Source organism: Saccharothrix mutabilis subsp. mutabilis, from assembly GCF_039521145.1.
GTDB lineage: Bacteria > Actinomycetota > Actinomycetes > Mycobacteriales > Pseudonocardiaceae > Actinosynnema > Actinosynnema mutabilis.
The window spans coordinates 26,545-42,116 of sequence record NZ_BAAABU010000004.1; the positions used below are offsets into that span (position 1 = coordinate 26,545).

15 protein-coding genes are annotated in these 15,572 nt (G+C 74.1%); 10 read left to right on the forward strand and 5 right to left on the reverse strand.

Features of this window, described 5'->3' with window-relative positions:
* Nucleotides 1-84: 84 nt before the first annotated feature.
* Nucleotides 85-678 (forward strand): TMEM165/GDT1 family protein, encoded by a 594-nt coding sequence (locus tag ABD126_RS11040; protein ID WP_343933667.1) that lies wholly within the window; start codon nt 85-87, stop codon nt 676-678.
* Here the strand turns inward: ABD126_RS11040 and ABD126_RS11045 are convergent.
* From ABD126_RS11045 to ABD126_RS11055, 3 genes are read right to left on the reverse strand one after another with little or no spacing between them, the layout of a single operon-like run.
* Nucleotides 675-1,346 (reverse strand): IclR family transcriptional regulator, encoded by a 672-nt coding sequence (locus tag ABD126_RS11045; protein WP_343933668.1) that lies wholly within the window; start codon nt 1,344-1,346, stop codon nt 675-677. The genes ABD126_RS11040 and ABD126_RS11045 overlap by 4 nt on opposite strands.
* Nucleotides 1,347-1,355: 9 nt before the next feature.
* The gene (locus tag ABD126_RS11050) at nt 1,356-2,537 is read right to left on the reverse strand and encodes a fumarylacetoacetate hydrolase family protein (RefSeq protein WP_343933669.1); all 1,182 of its coding nucleotides are present in this window, start codon (nt 2,535-2,537) and stop codon (nt 1,356-1,358) included.
* On the reverse strand, nt 2,534-3,400 hold the full coding sequence (locus ABD126_RS11055) for a hypothetical protein (RefSeq protein ID WP_343933670.1): 867 nt from the start codon (nt 3,398-3,400) through the stop codon (nt 2,534-2,536). The genes ABD126_RS11050 and ABD126_RS11055 overlap by 4 nt, the downstream gene beginning before the upstream one ends.
* Before the next feature lie 69 nt (nt 3,401-3,469).
* Here ABD126_RS11055 and ABD126_RS11060 point away from each other — a divergent pair, with 69 nt between their 5' ends.
* From ABD126_RS11060 to ABD126_RS11085, 6 genes are all read left to right on the forward strand, one after another.
* On the forward strand, nt 3,470-4,645 hold the full coding sequence (locus ABD126_RS11060; RefSeq protein ID WP_343933671.1) for a homogentisate 1,2-dioxygenase: 1,176 nt from the start codon (nt 3,470-3,472) through the stop codon (nt 4,643-4,645).
* Nucleotides 4,646-4,716: 71 nt separating this feature from the next.
* The gene (locus ABD126_RS11065) at nt 4,717-5,982 is read left to right on the forward strand and encodes an SWIM zinc finger family protein (RefSeq protein WP_343933672.1); all 1,266 of its coding nucleotides are present in this window, start codon (nt 4,717-4,719) and stop codon (nt 5,980-5,982) included.
* Nucleotides 5,979-7,409 (forward strand): DUF5691 domain-containing protein, encoded by a 1,431-nt coding sequence (locus tag ABD126_RS11070; protein WP_343933673.1) that lies wholly within the window; start codon nt 5,979-5,981, stop codon nt 7,407-7,409. The genes ABD126_RS11065 and ABD126_RS11070 overlap by 4 nt, the downstream gene beginning before the upstream one ends.
* Complete coding sequence (locus ABD126_RS11075; RefSeq protein ID WP_343933674.1) at nt 7,406-8,488, forward strand: ATP-binding protein; 1,083 nt, start codon at nt 7,406-7,408, stop codon at nt 8,486-8,488. Before ABD126_RS11070 ends, ABD126_RS11075 begins: the two co-directional genes overlap by 4 nt.
* On the forward strand, nt 8,488-10,950 hold the full coding sequence (locus ABD126_RS11080) for a DUF5682 family protein (RefSeq protein ID WP_343933675.1): 2,463 nt from the start codon (nt 8,488-8,490) through the stop codon (nt 10,948-10,950). Before ABD126_RS11075 ends, ABD126_RS11080 begins: the two co-directional genes overlap by 1 nt.
* Nucleotides 10,951-11,297: 347 nt before the next feature.
* Nucleotides 11,298-12,461 carry a vWA domain-containing protein gene (locus ABD126_RS11085; protein ID WP_343933676.1) on the forward strand — a complete coding sequence of 388 codons (1,164 nt, stop codon included), beginning with the start codon at nt 11,298-11,300 and terminating at the stop codon, nt 12,459-12,461.
* A 12-nt stretch (nt 12,462-12,473) separates the two neighbouring features.
* Here ABD126_RS11085 and ABD126_RS11090 read toward each other — a convergent pair whose 3' ends face one another.
* Complete coding sequence (locus ABD126_RS11090; RefSeq protein ID WP_343933677.1) at nt 12,474-12,950, reverse strand: hypothetical protein; 477 nt, start codon at nt 12,948-12,950, stop codon at nt 12,474-12,476.
* 178 nt (nt 12,951-13,128) lie between these two features.
* On the opposite strand from ABD126_RS11090, the gene ABD126_RS11095 reads away from it, so the two are divergent.
* Nucleotides 13,129-13,407, forward strand: a complete 279-nt coding sequence (locus ABD126_RS11095; RefSeq protein ID WP_343933678.1) for a hypothetical protein — start codon at nt 13,129-13,131, stop codon at nt 13,405-13,407.
* On the opposite strand, the gene ABD126_RS11100 is transcribed toward ABD126_RS11095, so the two are convergent.
* On the reverse strand, nt 13,361-13,825 hold the full coding sequence (locus ABD126_RS11100; RefSeq protein ID WP_343933679.1) for a hypothetical protein: 465 nt from the start codon (nt 13,823-13,825) through the stop codon (nt 13,361-13,363). The two genes, ABD126_RS11095 and ABD126_RS11100, sit on opposite strands and share 47 nt — an antisense overlap.
* 190 nt (nt 13,826-14,015) lie before the next feature.
* Between ABD126_RS11100 and ABD126_RS11105 the strand changes: the two genes are divergently transcribed.
* Together ABD126_RS11105 and ABD126_RS11110 are read left to right on the forward strand one after the other, a co-directional pair.
* A complete protein-coding gene (locus ABD126_RS11105; RefSeq protein WP_343933680.1) occupies nt 14,016-14,774 on the forward strand; it encodes a DUF2470 domain-containing protein in 759 nt (252 codons plus the stop codon).
* Nucleotides 14,775-14,783: 9 nt separating this feature from the next.
* Nucleotides 14,784-15,536: a CPBP family intramembrane glutamic endopeptidase gene (locus tag ABD126_RS11110; RefSeq protein WP_343933681.1), complete on the forward strand. Its 753-nt coding sequence runs from the start codon at nt 14,784-14,786 to the stop codon at nt 15,534-15,536.
* The last annotated feature ends 36 nt before the right edge of the window (nt 15,537-15,572 follow it).

A 15,572-nucleotide genomic window follows, 5' to 3' on the forward strand; every position in this document is an offset into this window, starting at 1 on the left:
GAACGAGACCTCCGGCCGGGCAGCGCAACACGCCCGGTCGGGGTCGTGCTGCCTCCGTCCGGGTTCACGGACGTGGAGGTACTCGTGGCACCGGAACTCATCGCGCTGGCGACGGCGTTCGGCATCATCTTCCTGGCCGAACTGCCGGACAAGACCATGGTCGCGACCCTTGTCCTCACCACCCGCTACCGGGCGTTGCCGGTGTTCGTGGGCGTCACGGTGGCGTTCGCGATCCAGTGCGTGGTGGCGGCGACCTTCGGCGGCGTCCTGACCCTCCTCCCGGACCGCCTGGTGGCGGGCGTGGTGGCGGCGCTGTTCGGCGTGGGCGCGTTCCTCCTGCTCAAGGAGAGCTTCACCAAGGACGACGACGCCACCGACGGCGCGGCGTCGCCGAACGCCGTCTCCTTCGGCCGCGCGGCCCTGACGTCCTTCGGCGTCCTGTTCGCGGCGGAGTGGGGCGACGCGTCCCAACTCGGCACCGCCGCCCTCGCCGCCCGCTACGGCACCCCGGTGTTCGTCGGCCTGGGCGCCTTCCTGGCCCTGGTGACGGTGGCCGGCATCGCGGTACTGGTCGGCCGGAAGATCGCGGCGCGCATCCCGACCCACCTGATCCAGCGGGTGAGCGGCACGATCTTCGCGGTGTTCGCCGTGCTGGCCCTGTGGCAGGCGCTCGCCTAGCGCAGGGCGTCGGCGACCTCCTGGGCCGCGCGGACCACCTGCGGGCCCACCACGTCGCCGTCCAGCTTCTCCAGGGCCACCACGCCGACGCTGGCCCGCAGGCCCGGCACGCCCCGCACGGGCGCCGCCACGCCGAACGCCCCCGGCTGCAACTCACCGGTCGAGTGGACCCACTGCCGCCCTTCCGGGGACAGGCCGATCGCCTTGCCCGCCGCGCCCCGGTGCACCGGGTGGCGCGACCCCACCCGGTACGCCACGTGGTAGGCCGTCCAGGACGGTTCCACCACGGCCACGGCCTGCGCCTCCGACCCGTCCGCCACGGTCAGGTGCGCGGTGGCGCCCACCTGCTCGGCCAGGGTTCGCAGGGCGGGCTGGGCGGCCAGGCGCAGCTGCGGCAGGACGTTGGACGCCAGCCGCAGCACGCCCAGGCCCAGCCGGACCTTGGACCCCTCCCGGCGCACCAGCCCGCGCGACTGCAGCGGCACCAGCAGCCGGTACACCGCCGCCCGGGACGCGCCGATGGCGGCGGCCAGCTCGCTGATCGACGGCGCCTCCGACTCGGCGTCGGCCACCGCCTGGAGCAGGGCCAGGCCCCGCTCCAGGGTCAGCGAGCTCTCCTTGGACCCGGCGGGCAGCGGCAGCTTGCCGCGCGGGTCAGGTCTGGCCACCAGGCGTCCCTACCCTTCCGAGACCGCGGGGGCGATGGTGCCGACCACCTCGGACAGGCCCACGACCGACCCGTTGCCGCCGGGGGCCGTCGCGGTGATCCGCACCGTGTCGCCGTCCTCCAGGAACGTGCGCTCGGCGTCCCCGACCGCGACCGGCTCCTGCCCGCCCCAGCTCAGCTCCAGGAAGGAGCCGCGCTCGTCGCGCTCCGGGCCGGACACGGTGCCCGACGCGATCAGGTCACCCGGCCTGACGGTAGCGCCGTTGGACGAAAGGTGCGCGAGTTGCTGCGCGAACGTCCACGACATCGTCCGGAACGGCGGGCGCGACACCAGCACGCCGTTCCACTCGACCTCGATGCGGATGTCCAGGCCCCACGGCCGGTCCTCGACCAGGTACGGCAGCACGTCGTTGCCCAGCGGCGGCGGGGTCACGCGGGCCGCCGAGAACGCCTCCAGCGGCGTGATCCACGCGCCCACCGAGGTGGCGAACGACTTGCCCAGGAACGGGCCCAGCGGCTGGTACTCCCACGCCTGGATGTCGCGCGCGCTCCAGTCGTTGACCAGGGTCACGCCGAAGACGTGGTCCACCGCCTTGGCCGGGGACAGCCGGGACGCCACCGGACCGCCGCACACGAAGCCCACCTCGGCCTCGATGTCCAACCGGCGGCTGGGGCCGAACACCGGGCCGTCGGACGACCGGCGCTGCCCCTCCGGCCGCACGACCGGCGTCCCGGAGACGACCACCGTGCCCGCGCGGCCGTGGTAGCCGATGGGGATGTGGGTCCAGTTGGGCAGCAGCGGGTCGCCGTCGGGGCGGAACATCCGGCCGACGTTCTCCGCGTGGTGGCGCGACGAGTAGAAGTCCACGTAGTCGGCGACCTCGAACGGCAGCACCGCGCCGTCCAGCCCGACCAGCTCCGCGCCGCGCGGCGCGGCGGTGGCGGTGACCAGCTCGACCAGCTTGGCCCTCAGCTCGCTCCAGGCAGGCCGGCCGGCGGCCAGCAGGGGGTTGAGCGTCGGGGCCGTCACCAGGGGCGCCAGGCGCTCCCCGAAGAGGCTGGCGAGGGGTCGCAGCGGCAGCGCCCGGTCGCCGACGCGCACGGCGATGCCGCCGGGCACGACGCCGTAGGGCAGGGTCTGCGGCCCGAAGGGCGCGTCCGGCGTGAACGCCGGGTCCTCGATCCAGCTCACAGCAGGCCCAGCTCTTCCAGGTCGGTGACGGGCTCGTCCAGGGAGCACGAGCCGTAGGAGGCGAACACGCCGCGCACGGCGTGGGCGGCCTGGTCGGACAGCTCCCCCGCCTCCTTGGCCAGCGCCTCGCCGTCGGAGGAGGACAGCGCGGCCCGCACGTCGCCGCCGGACAGCGCGCGGGCGGTGGCCACCAGCAGGTTGAGGAACCCGTGGTGGGTGAACCCGGTCTCGGCGTCGGTGTAGCGGACGGCGTGGTGCAGGCCCGCGGTCGCCTTGAACGCGACCCCGCCGGAGGAGACCACCGCCAGGAAGTCGGCGACCTCGTCCACGCTGGGGAAGTTCTCCTTGCTCAGGCCGCCGCAGCGCAGCTTGGGCCAGCTGCCGTGCTCGATGACGCGGCGCACGCCGTCGAGCCACTCGGGGCCGCCGCGGCGCGGCTCGACGACCCGGATCACGTCCTCGGGGACGAACTCCGAGACGCGTTCCAGCCACACCTCGTCCACGTCGGACGGCGCGGGCATCTCGACCATGCGCAGCGCGAGCAGCTCGCTGCGCGACTCCACGATCGAGACCGCCTTGGGCACGCCGCCCAGACCGGTGTCGATCACGAGGGACAGGGCGATCGGCTTCACCGGCTTGACCTTGATCAACTCGGTGATCAGCTCGGCCAGACGTGACGCGGGACACAGGAACAGTCCCACCGCGCCGGCCCAGTCGCCGGCCCTCGCGTCGAGGTGGCCGCGGACCGCGTCGGGCATGGTCGCGTTGCCCGGCGGGAACAGCGCGGCGTCGTCGACGAGCCTCGCGAGCAGGGGCGGAGTGCCGCGTGGACCGGGCGCACGGAGTTCGAAGGCGCTTGACACGGCTGACACGCTAGTGGCGTACCGGTCAATGAACAAAGATGTCCGTTTATCGAACGCCCGGAGAGAACGATGGCGTACTACCGCCAAGTCGGGGAGATCCCCCGAAAGCGCCACACGCAGTTCCGCACACCGGACGGCGGCCTGTACGCGGAAGAGCTCATGGGGGTGGAGGGCTTTTCGGCCGACTCCGCCCTGCTCTACCACCGCCACCTGCCGACCGCGATCGTGAACGCGGAGACCGTCGCCGACGACCGGGGCGCGCTGGAGCCGAACCTCCCGCTCAAGCCCCGCGCCTTCAAGACGCAGGACCTGACCTGGTCCGACGACGTGGACGCGGTCACCGGGCGGCGGCGGCTGTTCGGCAACCAGGACGTCACGATCGGCTTCGTGCGCGCCACCACCCCCAGCCCGCTGTACCGCAACGCGGCCGGCGACGAGCTGCTGTACGTGCAGACCGGCGAAGGGGTCGTGGAGACGATCTACGGCGCGCTGCCGGTCGCCGAGGGCGACTACGTGGTGCTGCCGACGTCCTGCACCTACCGCGTGGTGCCGTCCCAGCCGATGAGCATCCTCGTGCTGGAGGCCAAGGGGCACATCGGGCCGCCGCGCCGGTACCTGTCGGCCAAGGGCCAGTTCCTGGAGCACTCGCCGTACTGCGAGCGGGACATCCGCGGTCCGGTCGAGCCGCTGCTGGTGGACGGCGAGGACGTCGAGGTCCTGGTGCGCCACCGCGCGGGCCTCACCCGGTTCACCTACGCGAACCACCCGTTCGACGTCGTCGGGTGGGACGGCTGCCTGTACCCGTGGGTGTTCAACATCCGCGACTTCGAGCCGATCACCGGCCGCGTGCACCAGCCGCCGCCCGTGCACCAGACCTTCGAGGGCCCGAACTTCGTGGTGTGCTCGTTCATGCCGCGCAAGGTCGACTACCACCCGCTGGCGATCCCGGTGCCCTACAACCACGCCAACGTCGACTCCGACGAGCTGATGTTCTACGTGGGCGGCAACTACGAGGCCCGCAAGGGCTCGGGCATCGGCATCGGGTCGCTGTCGCTGCACCCGTCGGGCTGCACGCACGGGCCGCAGCCGGGCGCGGTGGAGGCGTCGCTGGGCGCGGAGTTCTTCGACGAGACCGCGGTCATGGTGGACACGTTCCGGCCGCTGGACCTGGGCGAGGCGGCGCTGGCGTCCGAGGACCGCAAGTACGCGTGGTCGTGGGCCAAGCGGGGTCCTGACCTGGACTGATGTTCCTCGCGGAATCTCCTCCGCCGGGTTGATCGTCTTTTTGTCGGTGCACGCCGCTAGCGTCCTGGGCCATGGACGCACAGGCGGTTCTGGGACTGGCCCCGGACGGCCAGGTGGCGAGCAGCGCCACCCGGCTGGCCGGGTCGTCCGGCTGGCGGGGCACCGGCCGCAGCGCGGAGGCGCTGTGGGGCCTGTGCGCGGGCAGCGGCAAGAACCCGTACCGGGTGTGCGTCGACCTGGGCGACCGGGCGTCGAAGTGCTCGTGCCCGTCGCGGAAGTTCCCGTGCAAGCACGCGCTGGCGCTGCAACTGCGGGACGCGCGGGAGCCGCTGCCGGCCGGTGATCCACCCGACTGGGTGAGCGAGTGGCTGGCGCGGCGGGAGAAGTCCGCCCGGGAGGTGGACTCCTCGCCGGAGGCCGTCGAGCGGCGGGCGCGGGCGAAGGAGAAGACGGCCCGCAACCGGGCCGAGGCGGTGCGGGCCGGTGTCGCGGGGCTGACCGACTGGCTGGCCGACGTGGCCGGGGCGGGCATCGCCGGGCTGCCCGCGCGCGACGCGGCGTGGTGGCACGCGATCGGGGCGCGGATGGTCGACGCGCAGGCGAAGGGCCTGGCGTCGGCGTTGGACGACCTGCGGTCCGTGGTGGCGGCCGGCGGGCCGTCGTGGGCGCACGACGCGGCGGACCGGTTGGGCGGGCTGCACCTGCTGGCGCGGCTGGCGGACACGCCGTCGGACGTCGTGCGCGGCCGGCTGGGGTTCTCGGTGGCCGAGGAGGAGGTCCGGGCCGGCGCGGCCTGGGCGGACCGGTGGCTGCCGCTGCTGCGGCTGGAGTCCGACGACGGGCTGGTGCGCACGGTCCGGCAGTGGCTGTGGGGGCGGGAGCACGGCTGGGTGGTCGCCGTCCGGCACGCGGCCGGCGGCGCGCGGCCCGTTCCGGCGCTGCCGCACGGCGTCGAGGTGCGCGGGGTGGTGCACCCCTACCCCGGTTCTCCGCCGCACCGGGTGTCCGTGGGCGAGGTCGAGCCGTGCGAGGCCGCGCCGGTGCCGGTGCCCGGGTCGTGGCGGGAGGCGTTGGCCGGGCTGGAGCCGCAGCTGCTGGGCGACCCGTGGCTGCGCCTGCACCCGGTCGGGTGCGGCGGCGTGCGGCTGACGGCCGACCTGGCGCACGTCGTGGACGCGTCGGGGCGCGGCCTGCCGGTGCGCGCCGACCTGGCGGTGGAGCAGGCGGCGGCGATGACCGGCGGCGAGCCGTTCGACGCGTGGGGGCTGTGGAACGGCCGTGACTTCCGGGTGGGCGCGGTCGCGTCGCCCGGCGGGGTGCCGGAGGTGGTGGAATGAGCACGCGAGCCGAGTGGGACGAGACCGTGCAGGCGCTGCTGATCGGCGCCCACCGCGCCCACACGAGCCCCACGGAGTTGCTGGACCGCTGTGCCGCGCTGGGCGTGGCCGCGCACGGCGCTCAACTGCCGCCGGTGATCGAGACACCGGCGCTGGCCCCGGCGCCGTCGTCGGCCGACCGCGTGCCGGGTCCGGCGGCGCGGGGCGTGCTGGCGCAGGTCGTGGCGCTGGACGACCAGGTGCTGCTCACCGAGTGGTGCGGGCTGGCGGCGGCGGCCGGGTTCGTCGCCGAGCCGAAGCAGCTGCCCGCGCTGCTCGCGATGGCCACCGGCCACCCCGGGCTGCGGCAGGCCGTGTCCACCGTGCTGGGGGCGCGCGGGCGGTGGCTCGCGGGCCTGCGCCCGGGGTGGTCGTGGGCGACCGACGCGACACCCGCCGAGGTGGACCTGGCCGACGTGCTGGACCTGCCCGGCCAGAGCCGGCTCACCGCCCTGCGGCGGGCGCGGCGGGCCGATCCGGCGGGCACGCGGGCGTTCATCGCGGAGCAGTTGGCCGTGCAGCGGCGGGCGACCGACCGGCAGGTGCTGGTCGCCGCGCTGGGGGCGGCGCTGTCCGAGGAGGACGAGCCGCTGCTGGAGGAGGCGCTGGACGACCGGGCGATCGGCGTCCACGACGAGGCCGTGCAGCTGCTGCGGGCGCTGCCGTCGTCGCGGCTGTCGCAGCGCGCCGCCGACCGCCTCCACCGGGGGCTGTGGCTGACCGCGGACGGCTTCGACGTGCAGAGCGACGAGCTGTGGGCGGCGCCCGAACCCGAGCCCGAGGAGGCCCGCGACCTGTTGCGCGACGGGTCGGAGGCGGGCGTGGCCGGGCGGGTCCGGGGTGCGGCGGCGAGCGTGCCGCCGAGCCACTGGACCCGGCGGCTGGGCACCGACGACCCGGGCGCGGCGCGCGAGCTGGAGCGCAGCCCGTGGGCGGCGTCGTTGCTGCGGGGCGTGGCGCAGCGGCTGCGGCTGGCGGCCGACGCCGGGCCGTGGGCGGTGGCGGCCACGCGGTCGCTCACCGGCATGGAGCAGTTGGAGATGCTGGCCACCCTGCCGCCGGACCTCGGGGCGCGCACCGTCGCCGAGGTGTCGCGGAACTGGAACTACGACCTGCTCGACCACGCGTGCTCGCAGCTGCCCGCGCCGTGGACACCCGAGGCCACCACCGCCCTGCTCGACCGCTACGCGCAGATGCGGGACCCGCGGTGGCGCGCGGGCCGGCCGCCGGCGGTGCTGCTGGCCCGCGGCGACGCCGGCGTGCTGGGCGTGAACTGGGACCGCATCACCGCCCGCTGGCCCGAGCACACCGTCGACCTGGACGTGCTCCGCCTGCGCGTGCAGCTGCGCGAAGCCTTCACCCCCCGACCGGAAGGACCACTGCCGTGACCACCGAGACCGTGCTGCGCCCCGCCGCGGAGCGGCAGCACGCCGCCGAACTCGCGGCGCTCGCGCAGGCCGACGACCGCCCCCGCCCGCCGCGCTGGCGGCTGTCGCCGCAGGCCGTGGTCCGGTACGTGCTGGGCGGGACCCTGCCCGACGGCACCGTGATCACCCCGAAGTACGTGGGCGACCGGCGGCTGGTGGAGATCGCCGTGGGCACGCTGGTGACCGACCGGGCGCTGCTGCTGGTCGGGGTGCCGGGCACGGCGAAGTCGTGGCTGTCCGAGCACCTGGCGGCGGCGGTGAGCGGCGACTCGACCCTGGTCGTGCAGGGCACCGCGGGCACCGGCGAGGAGCAGGTCCGGTACGGCTGGAACTACGCGCGGCTGATCGCCGAGGGGCCGAGCGAGGCGGCGCTGGTGCCGAGCCCGGTGCTCACGGCGATGCGCACCGGGGCGGTGGCGCGGGTCGAGGAGCTGACCCGGATGCCGGCGGAGGTGCAGGACTCGTTCATCACGATCCTGTCGGAGAAGGCGCTGCCCGTGCCGGAGCTGGGGATGCAGGTGCAGGCGGTGCCGGGGTTCACGGTGATCGCCACGGCCAACGACCGCGACCGGGGCGTCAACCAGATGTCGTCGGCGCTGGCCCGGCGGTTCAACACGGTCGTGCTCCCACCGCCCGCGACCGAGGACGACGAGGTCCAGATCGTCCTGTCCCGGGCCGCGCAACTGGGCCGAGCGCTGGAACTGCCCGCCGAACCGCCCGCGCTGGAAGAGGTCCGCCGGGTCGTGCGCATCTTCCGCGAGCTGCGCAACGGGTCCACAATGGACGGTCGCACGCAGCTGAAGCGGCCCAGCGGCAGCCTGTCCACGGCGGAGGCGATCTCCGTGGTGACCAGCGGCATGGCGCTGGCCGGCCACTTCGGCGACGGCACGATCACCGCCGACGAACTGGCGTCGGGCCTGCAGGGCGCGGTGGTGAAGGACCGCGTGTCGGACACGGCGGCGTGGCAGGAGTACCTGGAGGCGGTCGTGAAGGAACGCGCCGACTGGCGCGACCTCTACCGGGCGTGCCAGGGGTGGTGATGGACGTCCCGGACCGGGTGACCCTGCTGGGCATCCGACACCACGGCCCCGGCTCGGCCCGCATGGTCGCCGAGGCGCTGGAACGCGTCCAACCGGCGCTGGTCCTCATCGAGGGCCCGCCGGAGGGCGACGCCCTGCTGCACCACGTGCCGGACCTGGTGCCGCCGGTGGCGTTGCTGCTGCACGACGAGTCCGACCCGGCGCGGGCGGCGTTCTGGCCGTTCGCCGAGTTCTCCCCGGAATGGCGAGCCATGGTCTGGGCGAACACCACCAACGTCCCGGTCCGCTTCTTCGACCTCCCCGCCGCCGCCTCACTCGCGGACGACCCGGAGACCCCCACCCACACACCCACCCCTCCCACCGACGCCGGCTCCCCCACCGACCCCGCCTCGCCAACCAGCCCCGCCTCTCCCACCGACGCCGCCTCTCCCACCGACGCCGGCTCCCCCACCGACGCCACCCAGCCCGCCAGCCCCACCTCTTCCGCCGACCCCACCCCTTCCGCCGATCCCGCCTCGCCTCCGACCCCGCCTCCCGCCTCCCCGGGCCCCGATCCGAGCCGCCCCCGCGCGTCCCTCGACCCGCTCGGCACCCTCGCCGCAGCAGCCGGTTTCGACGACCCGGAGCGCTGGTGGGAGGACGTGGTCGAACACCACACCGACCCGGCGGACCTGGCCGAGGCCGTGGCGGAGGCGATGACCGCGCTGCGCGAGGAGTTCGCCGACGAGGTGGACGACCGCACGCTGCGCCGCGAGGCCGCGATGCGCCGCAACCTCCGCCAGGCGCTCAAGGACACCGACGGCCCGATCGCCGTGGTCTGCGGCGCGTGGCACGTGCCGGCCCTGCGCACCCTGCCTCCCGCCTCCACCGACAACGCCCTGCTCAAGGGCCTGCCCCGCCGCAAGATCTCCGGCACGTGGGTCCCCTGGAGCCACGGCAAGCTGGCCACCGCCTCCGGCTACGGCGCGGGCGTCGCCTCCCCCGGCTGGTACGCCCACCTGTGGGAATGCGCGCCGGCCGGCGACGCCGTGCCACGTTGGTTCGCGCGGGCGTGCACGGTGCTGCGCGCCGAAGACCTCCCGGCGTCCACCGCGAGCGCCGTCGAAGCAGTCCGCCTGGCCGACACCCTCGCCGCCCTGCGCGGTCGCCCGTCGCCCGGCCTGTCCGAGGTCATGGAATCGGCCCGCGCGGTGCTGTGCAACGGCGACGACACGCCGTTGCGGCTGATCCACACCCGCCTGGTGGTCGGCGAACGCCTGGGCGAGGTCGGCGAGAACGTGCCGACGTCCCCGCTCGCCGCCGACCTGAACCGCCTGACCAGACGCCTGCGACTGCCCCTGAACGCGGAGCCGAAGCAGATCCGCCTGGACCTCCGCAAGGACACCGACCGCGAACGCTCGAAGCTCCTGCGCCGCCTGGAAGTCCTGGACGTCCCGTGGGGCACCCCGGACACCACCCGCACCATCGGCACGTTCGCCGAGGCGTGGCAGCTGCACTGGCGTCCGGAGTTCGCCGTGGCCCTGGCGACCGCCGCCCGCCACGGCACCACCGTCGAGGCGGCGGCCAACCAGGTCCTCACGACCCAGGCCGCCGGCGCGACGAGGGTCGTGACGGCCGCGGAGACCCTGAGCCGCGCGGTCGGCTGCGAACTCCCGGACGCGGTGACCGCCGCCCGAACAGCCCTGGACCGCTGCGCGGCAGCCGCGACCGACGCCCTGGAACTCCTCACCGCCCTACCGGACCTCGCCACCACGGTCCGCTACGGCTCGGTCCGCGGCACCGACCCGGAACTCCTCCGCGTGGCCCTGCACGGCCTGCTGACCCGAGGTGCGGTCGGCCTGCCGCTGGCATGCCGAGGCGTGGACGACGACACCGCCGAACGCGCCCTCGCCGCGGTCAACGGCGCGGACGACGCGGTCCGCCTGGCAGCCGACGACGACCACAGGGAGACGTGGCAGCACGCCCTGAAGTCGTTGGTGGGCATGCAAGATGCGCACGGCCTGCCCACCGGGCGGGCCACCAGGCTCCTGTGGGAGTCGGGCACCCTCGACTCGACGGCCGTGGCGACCAGACTCCACCGAGCGACCACCCAGGCCGCCGGCGCAACAGCCTTCGTAGCCGGCTTCCTCCGCGGCTCGGCGGCATTGCTCACCGCGGACCCGAAGCTGTTCGCGGTGGTGGACGACTGGCTGACCGACCTGGCCGGCGCGGATTTCGACGCAGCCCTGCCCCTGCTGCGCCGATCGATCACGGACTTCAGCCCAGCCGAACGCCGAATGCTGGGCGAGCGCGTGAAGGGCTCGACCAGAGCCACCCCCCAAGCAGCCCCCACCTGGGACGAGCCCTTGGCGGAACGCCTATCAGCGCACGTCAGAGCCCTACTGACCACCCCCGCCAGCAACATCACCCAATCGAGCGACATACAGGATCTGCGACCAACTCCCGCCTCGCGCGTCCCGTAAACAAGGAGCGCGGTCAAACGGCAGGCGCAGCCCCAAGGCCCACCCCCAGCCGCCTCACCCACGCGGCCCACCCACCGCCCTCCGACAAGGAGCAGCGACCCCCGATGACCGACCCGTCCCCCACCGACACAGCGCCCACCGACACACCCCCAACCGCCACCAGCCCAACCGCCACCAGCCCAGCCGCCACCGGCACGCCGCCCCCCTCCGCCGGCTCCCCGGCTTCACAGGGCTCCCCAAGTTCACAGGGCTCCCCGGACTCACCGCCCTCCGCGGGCTCGCCGGGTTCCACGGGCTCCCCGGACTCACCGGGTTCCGCAGGCTCACCGGATTCCGATCGGGAGCGCTTGCGGAGGTGGCGTCTGCTGCTCGGCGGTGCGGCGGGCGACCTGGGCGATCTCGGCGAGGACGACCGCCGTCGGGACTCCGCCCTCACCGGCCTCTACGGCGGCGGCGCGCCCGTGTCGGCCACCGACGCCCCCGACGGGAGTGGCAAGCGCAGTGCCGGGCTGGGTGGCTCGTCGCCCGTCCTGCACCGGTGGCTGGGCGACATCCGCACGTACTTCCCGACCTCCGTCGTGCAGGTCATGCAGAAAGACGCCGTCGACCGCCTGGGCCTGCGCCAACTGCTCCTGGAACCCGAGCTGCTCAAGAGCGTCGAGCCGGACGTGAGCCTCGTCGGGACGCTGATCTCCCTGTCCGGCGCCATCCCGGCCCGCACCCGCGAAACGGCCCGCGCGGTCGTGCGGAAGGTGGTTGAGGACATCGAGCGCCGGTTGGCCGAACGCCTGCTCGACGCCGTCCACGGCGCGATCGACCACGCCAGGCGCACCAACCGCCCGCGCCTGAGCGACGTCGACTGGGCCCGCACGATCCGCGCCAACCTCAAGCACTACCAACCGGAACAGCGCACGGTCGTCGTCCAGGACCTGAAGGGCAACACCCGGCGCAGCCGGGCGGCGTCGCTCAAGGACGTGATCCTGCTGGTCGACCAGTCGGGGTCGATGGCGGAATCGGTCGTCTACTCGGCGGTGATGGGGGCGTCGCTCGCGTCGCTGCGGGCCGTCGACACGAAGCTGGTCGTGTTCGACACCGAGGTCGTCGACCTGACCGACGACCTGAAGGACCCGGTGGACCTGCTGTTCGCGACGCAACTCGGCGGCGGAACGGACATCAACCGCGCGGTCGCGTACGGGCAGTCGCTGGTGCGGCGGCCCACGGACACGGTGATGGTGCTGATCAGCGACCTGTACGAGGGCGGGGTCGCGCGCGAACTCCAGCGCCGCGTGCGTGAGCTGGTGCAAAGCGGGGTGACGGTGGTCGTGCTGCTCGCGCTGTCGGACAGCGGCACCCCGGCGTACGACCACGAGCTGGCGGCGAAGCTGTCGGAACTGGGCGCGCCGGCCTTCGCGTGCACCCCGGACCGCTTTCCGGACCTGCTGGCGACCGCCCTCCGCAAGGAGGACGTCACGGCGTGGGCGGAGCGCAACGAAATCGCCGTCGGCCGCTGACAGGCCGTCAGATCACCGGATCACGACGCGACCGAGGGTGACGAACGGCGTCTCGGGCGTCAGCACGGCCGTGCGCCCGCGGTCGTCGGGGCCGGCGAGCCACAACTTGCCGGTGCGGCGGACGTCCTCACGCGCGCGTTCGGGCATTTCGGGCAGCCGCAGGAAGGTCCGGTCGGAGCCTTCGGTCTCCAGGTACGCCTGCCGCCCGATCCGCGTCCGGCCGGGCACGAACGACACGCTCACCGGGTGCCACGCGTAGTCCTCGGCGAGCCGCCGGACCTTGCGCCGGCACACGAAGTGCCGCAACCCGGGCACCGCGAACTCGATGCACAGCGGGATCAACACGAAGACCCACTTCGAGCCGATCCACACCGACACCAGCCACAACACGGCGAACGAGAGCACCGCGAGCCCGACGAACCCGACCGCCCGCCGGTCCGCCCGAACCAGACACCGCCGCGTCCACTCCTCGCCCACCACTGCTCCCACACAACCAGAAATAGCCTCTTCCAGCCGGGATAGCCGAACAAATGATCACCGAAACCCGCGAGAGATACCTCTCAACGGCTACGGCTGACCGAGGTGTTGCTGCGACGGCGGGCCGCTGGAGGGACGGCGGGCAGCGGCAGCCCATGCGGTGGTGCGGCGGGCGCGGCGGCGGGCTGCGATGCGGCGGGCGCTGGCGCGGCGGGCGCTGGCGCGGCGGGCGCTGGCGCGGCGGGCGCTGGCGCGGCGGGCGCTGGCGCGGCGGGCGCTGGCGCGGCGGGCGCGGGCGCAGCGAGGCGAGGGCGGCGCGGCGGGGCGAGTGAGCGGCGCGGCGGGCGATGCGGCGGGCGATGCGGCGGCGGGGGCGGGCACGGCGGACGGCGCGGCGGGGATGGGGTGGGTGGGAGTTGGCGTCAGCGGCGGCGGGCTTGGGCTGGGAAGAGGTGCGGGATGCCTCTGAAGGTGACCACCGTGTTCCCCGCTCGGTCCGGTGGCACGAGCCACGCTCGCCGGTGGCGGCTGATCCGGCCCCGGGCCAGCGGTCCGGCCGCGATGTCCAGGACCAACGGCCGCTCGCCGTGCACGACCAGCAAGCCGTTGCGCCAGTGCACCCTGACATACCGCCACTCGCGACCCGCCAGGATCGGCGCGGCCGGGCGGCGGCGGCGCAATGCCGCTGACAGGACCACCGTCGAGAAGACCAGGAGCACCAGGGGCAGGTCGGGCACCGGGGCCAGGAAGACCAGCAGCAACTGGCCCACGAACGCCAGCACACCCAGCACGACCCAGCCGAACGCCCGCCGCCCCGCGATCTCCAGGCAGTACCGGGTCCACTCGTCGTCGAGCGCCGACCCCTCGGTGGACGGCTTGTTCGGCACGACCACTGGCCACCTCCGCCACGCGCGCGGGCCACGACCGACGAGGCTACGACCTCCGACCACTCCCCGTCTGCCACTCCGTGTCCGCCACTCCCCGTCTGCGGGCGACCACGAAGCGGGACATCCGTTCGTGGGACTTCCCCGCACGCGCACCTCCAAGTTAGGCTCCCCTAAGTTGGGGAGGTGAACGGTGACCGACAACCGCCGACCGCCCGCGCCGCACCCCGCGGAGCGTGCGCGGACGATCGCCGCGCGCGGTGGCCGCGCCGCGCTGCTGCCGTCGGACGGCACGGAGAACCGCGTGACGCCGCTGCTGCACCACGTGCACGCCCGCGGTGACGCGACGATCCTGCTGCCGGACGACCACCCGCTCACCAAGGCGGCCGAGGGCGGCGAGATCACGGCCATGCTGGAGGTCGCCGACCACGCCGCCGTGCCGTTGCGCGAGCCGGTCCGCGGTCTGCTCTGGGTGACCGGCTGGCTGCGCACGATGGACCCGCACGAGGCTCGCGCGGCGTGCCTGGAGGTCGCCGACGAGCGCCCCGACCCGCGCCTGCTGGACGTCGGCCACGGCGCGTCCGTGCTGCGGCTGTGCCCGGCGAGCCTGGTCGTCGCGGACGCCGAGGGCACCACCTCGCTGCGCCCGGAGCTGTTCGCGCAGGCCGACCCGGACCCGTTCCACCGGCAGGAGGACCACTGGCTGCGGCACCTGGAGCTGTCGCACCGGGACGTCGTCGGCCTGCTCGCCCAGCACCTGCCCGACGACCTGCGCGGCGGGCACGTCCGGCCGCTCGGCCTGGACCGGTTCGGGTTGCGGCTGCGGGTGGAGGCCGCGGACTCCGACCACGACGTGCGGATCGCGTTCTCGCGGCCGGTGTCGACGTCGAACGAGTTGGCCGTCGAGCTGCGCCGGCTGATGGGCTGCCCCTTCCTGGCGCAACGCCGTTAACCTGCGCGGGTGATCCCGGAGGAACGCACCGCCCACAAGGTCGAGCTGCTGCTGGTCTTCGCCGTCACGCTCGGCCTGTCCGGGTTGCGGAGCCTGGTGCGGCTGCTGGACAGCCTGCTCCAGCCCAAGCCGCTCAACCAGCAATCGGTCGCGATCAACGTCCCGCAGGCCCGGTTCGACCTGCTGGACCTGATCGCGCAATTGCTCAGCGTGCTCCAGTTGGCGGCGTGGGGCGGGCTCGGCGCGTACCTGTTGTGGCGCGGCGGGATCGCGCTGCGGTCCATCGGGCTCGACCGGACGCGGCCCGGCAAGGACTTCCTCGGCGGCACGGCCCTGGCCGCGGTCATCGGCATCCCGGGCCTGGTCTTCTACCTGATCGCGTGGAACCTCGGCCTCAACCTCGCCGTCCTGCCGTCCACTTTGGACGAGTCGTGGTGGCGCAGCGTCGTGCTCGTCCTGTCCGCCGCGGGCAACGCGTGGGCCGAGGAGGTGCTGGTCGTCGGCTACCTGCTGACCCGGCTCAGGCAACTCGGGCTCAAGGACAACACGGCACTGCTGGTCAGCGCCGTGCTGCGCGGCTCCTACCACCTCTACCAGGGGTTCGGCGGGTTCATCGGCAACGTGGTGATGGGCCTGGTGTTCGGCAAGGTCTGGCAGCGCACGAACCGCCTGTGGGCGCTGGTCATCGCGCACACGTTGCTCGACGTGGTCGCTTTCGTCGGGTACACCGCGCTGCGCGGAACCGTCTCCTGGCTGCCGTAGATCATCCCGTGGGAGGACGCCGATCTCCACCGCCAG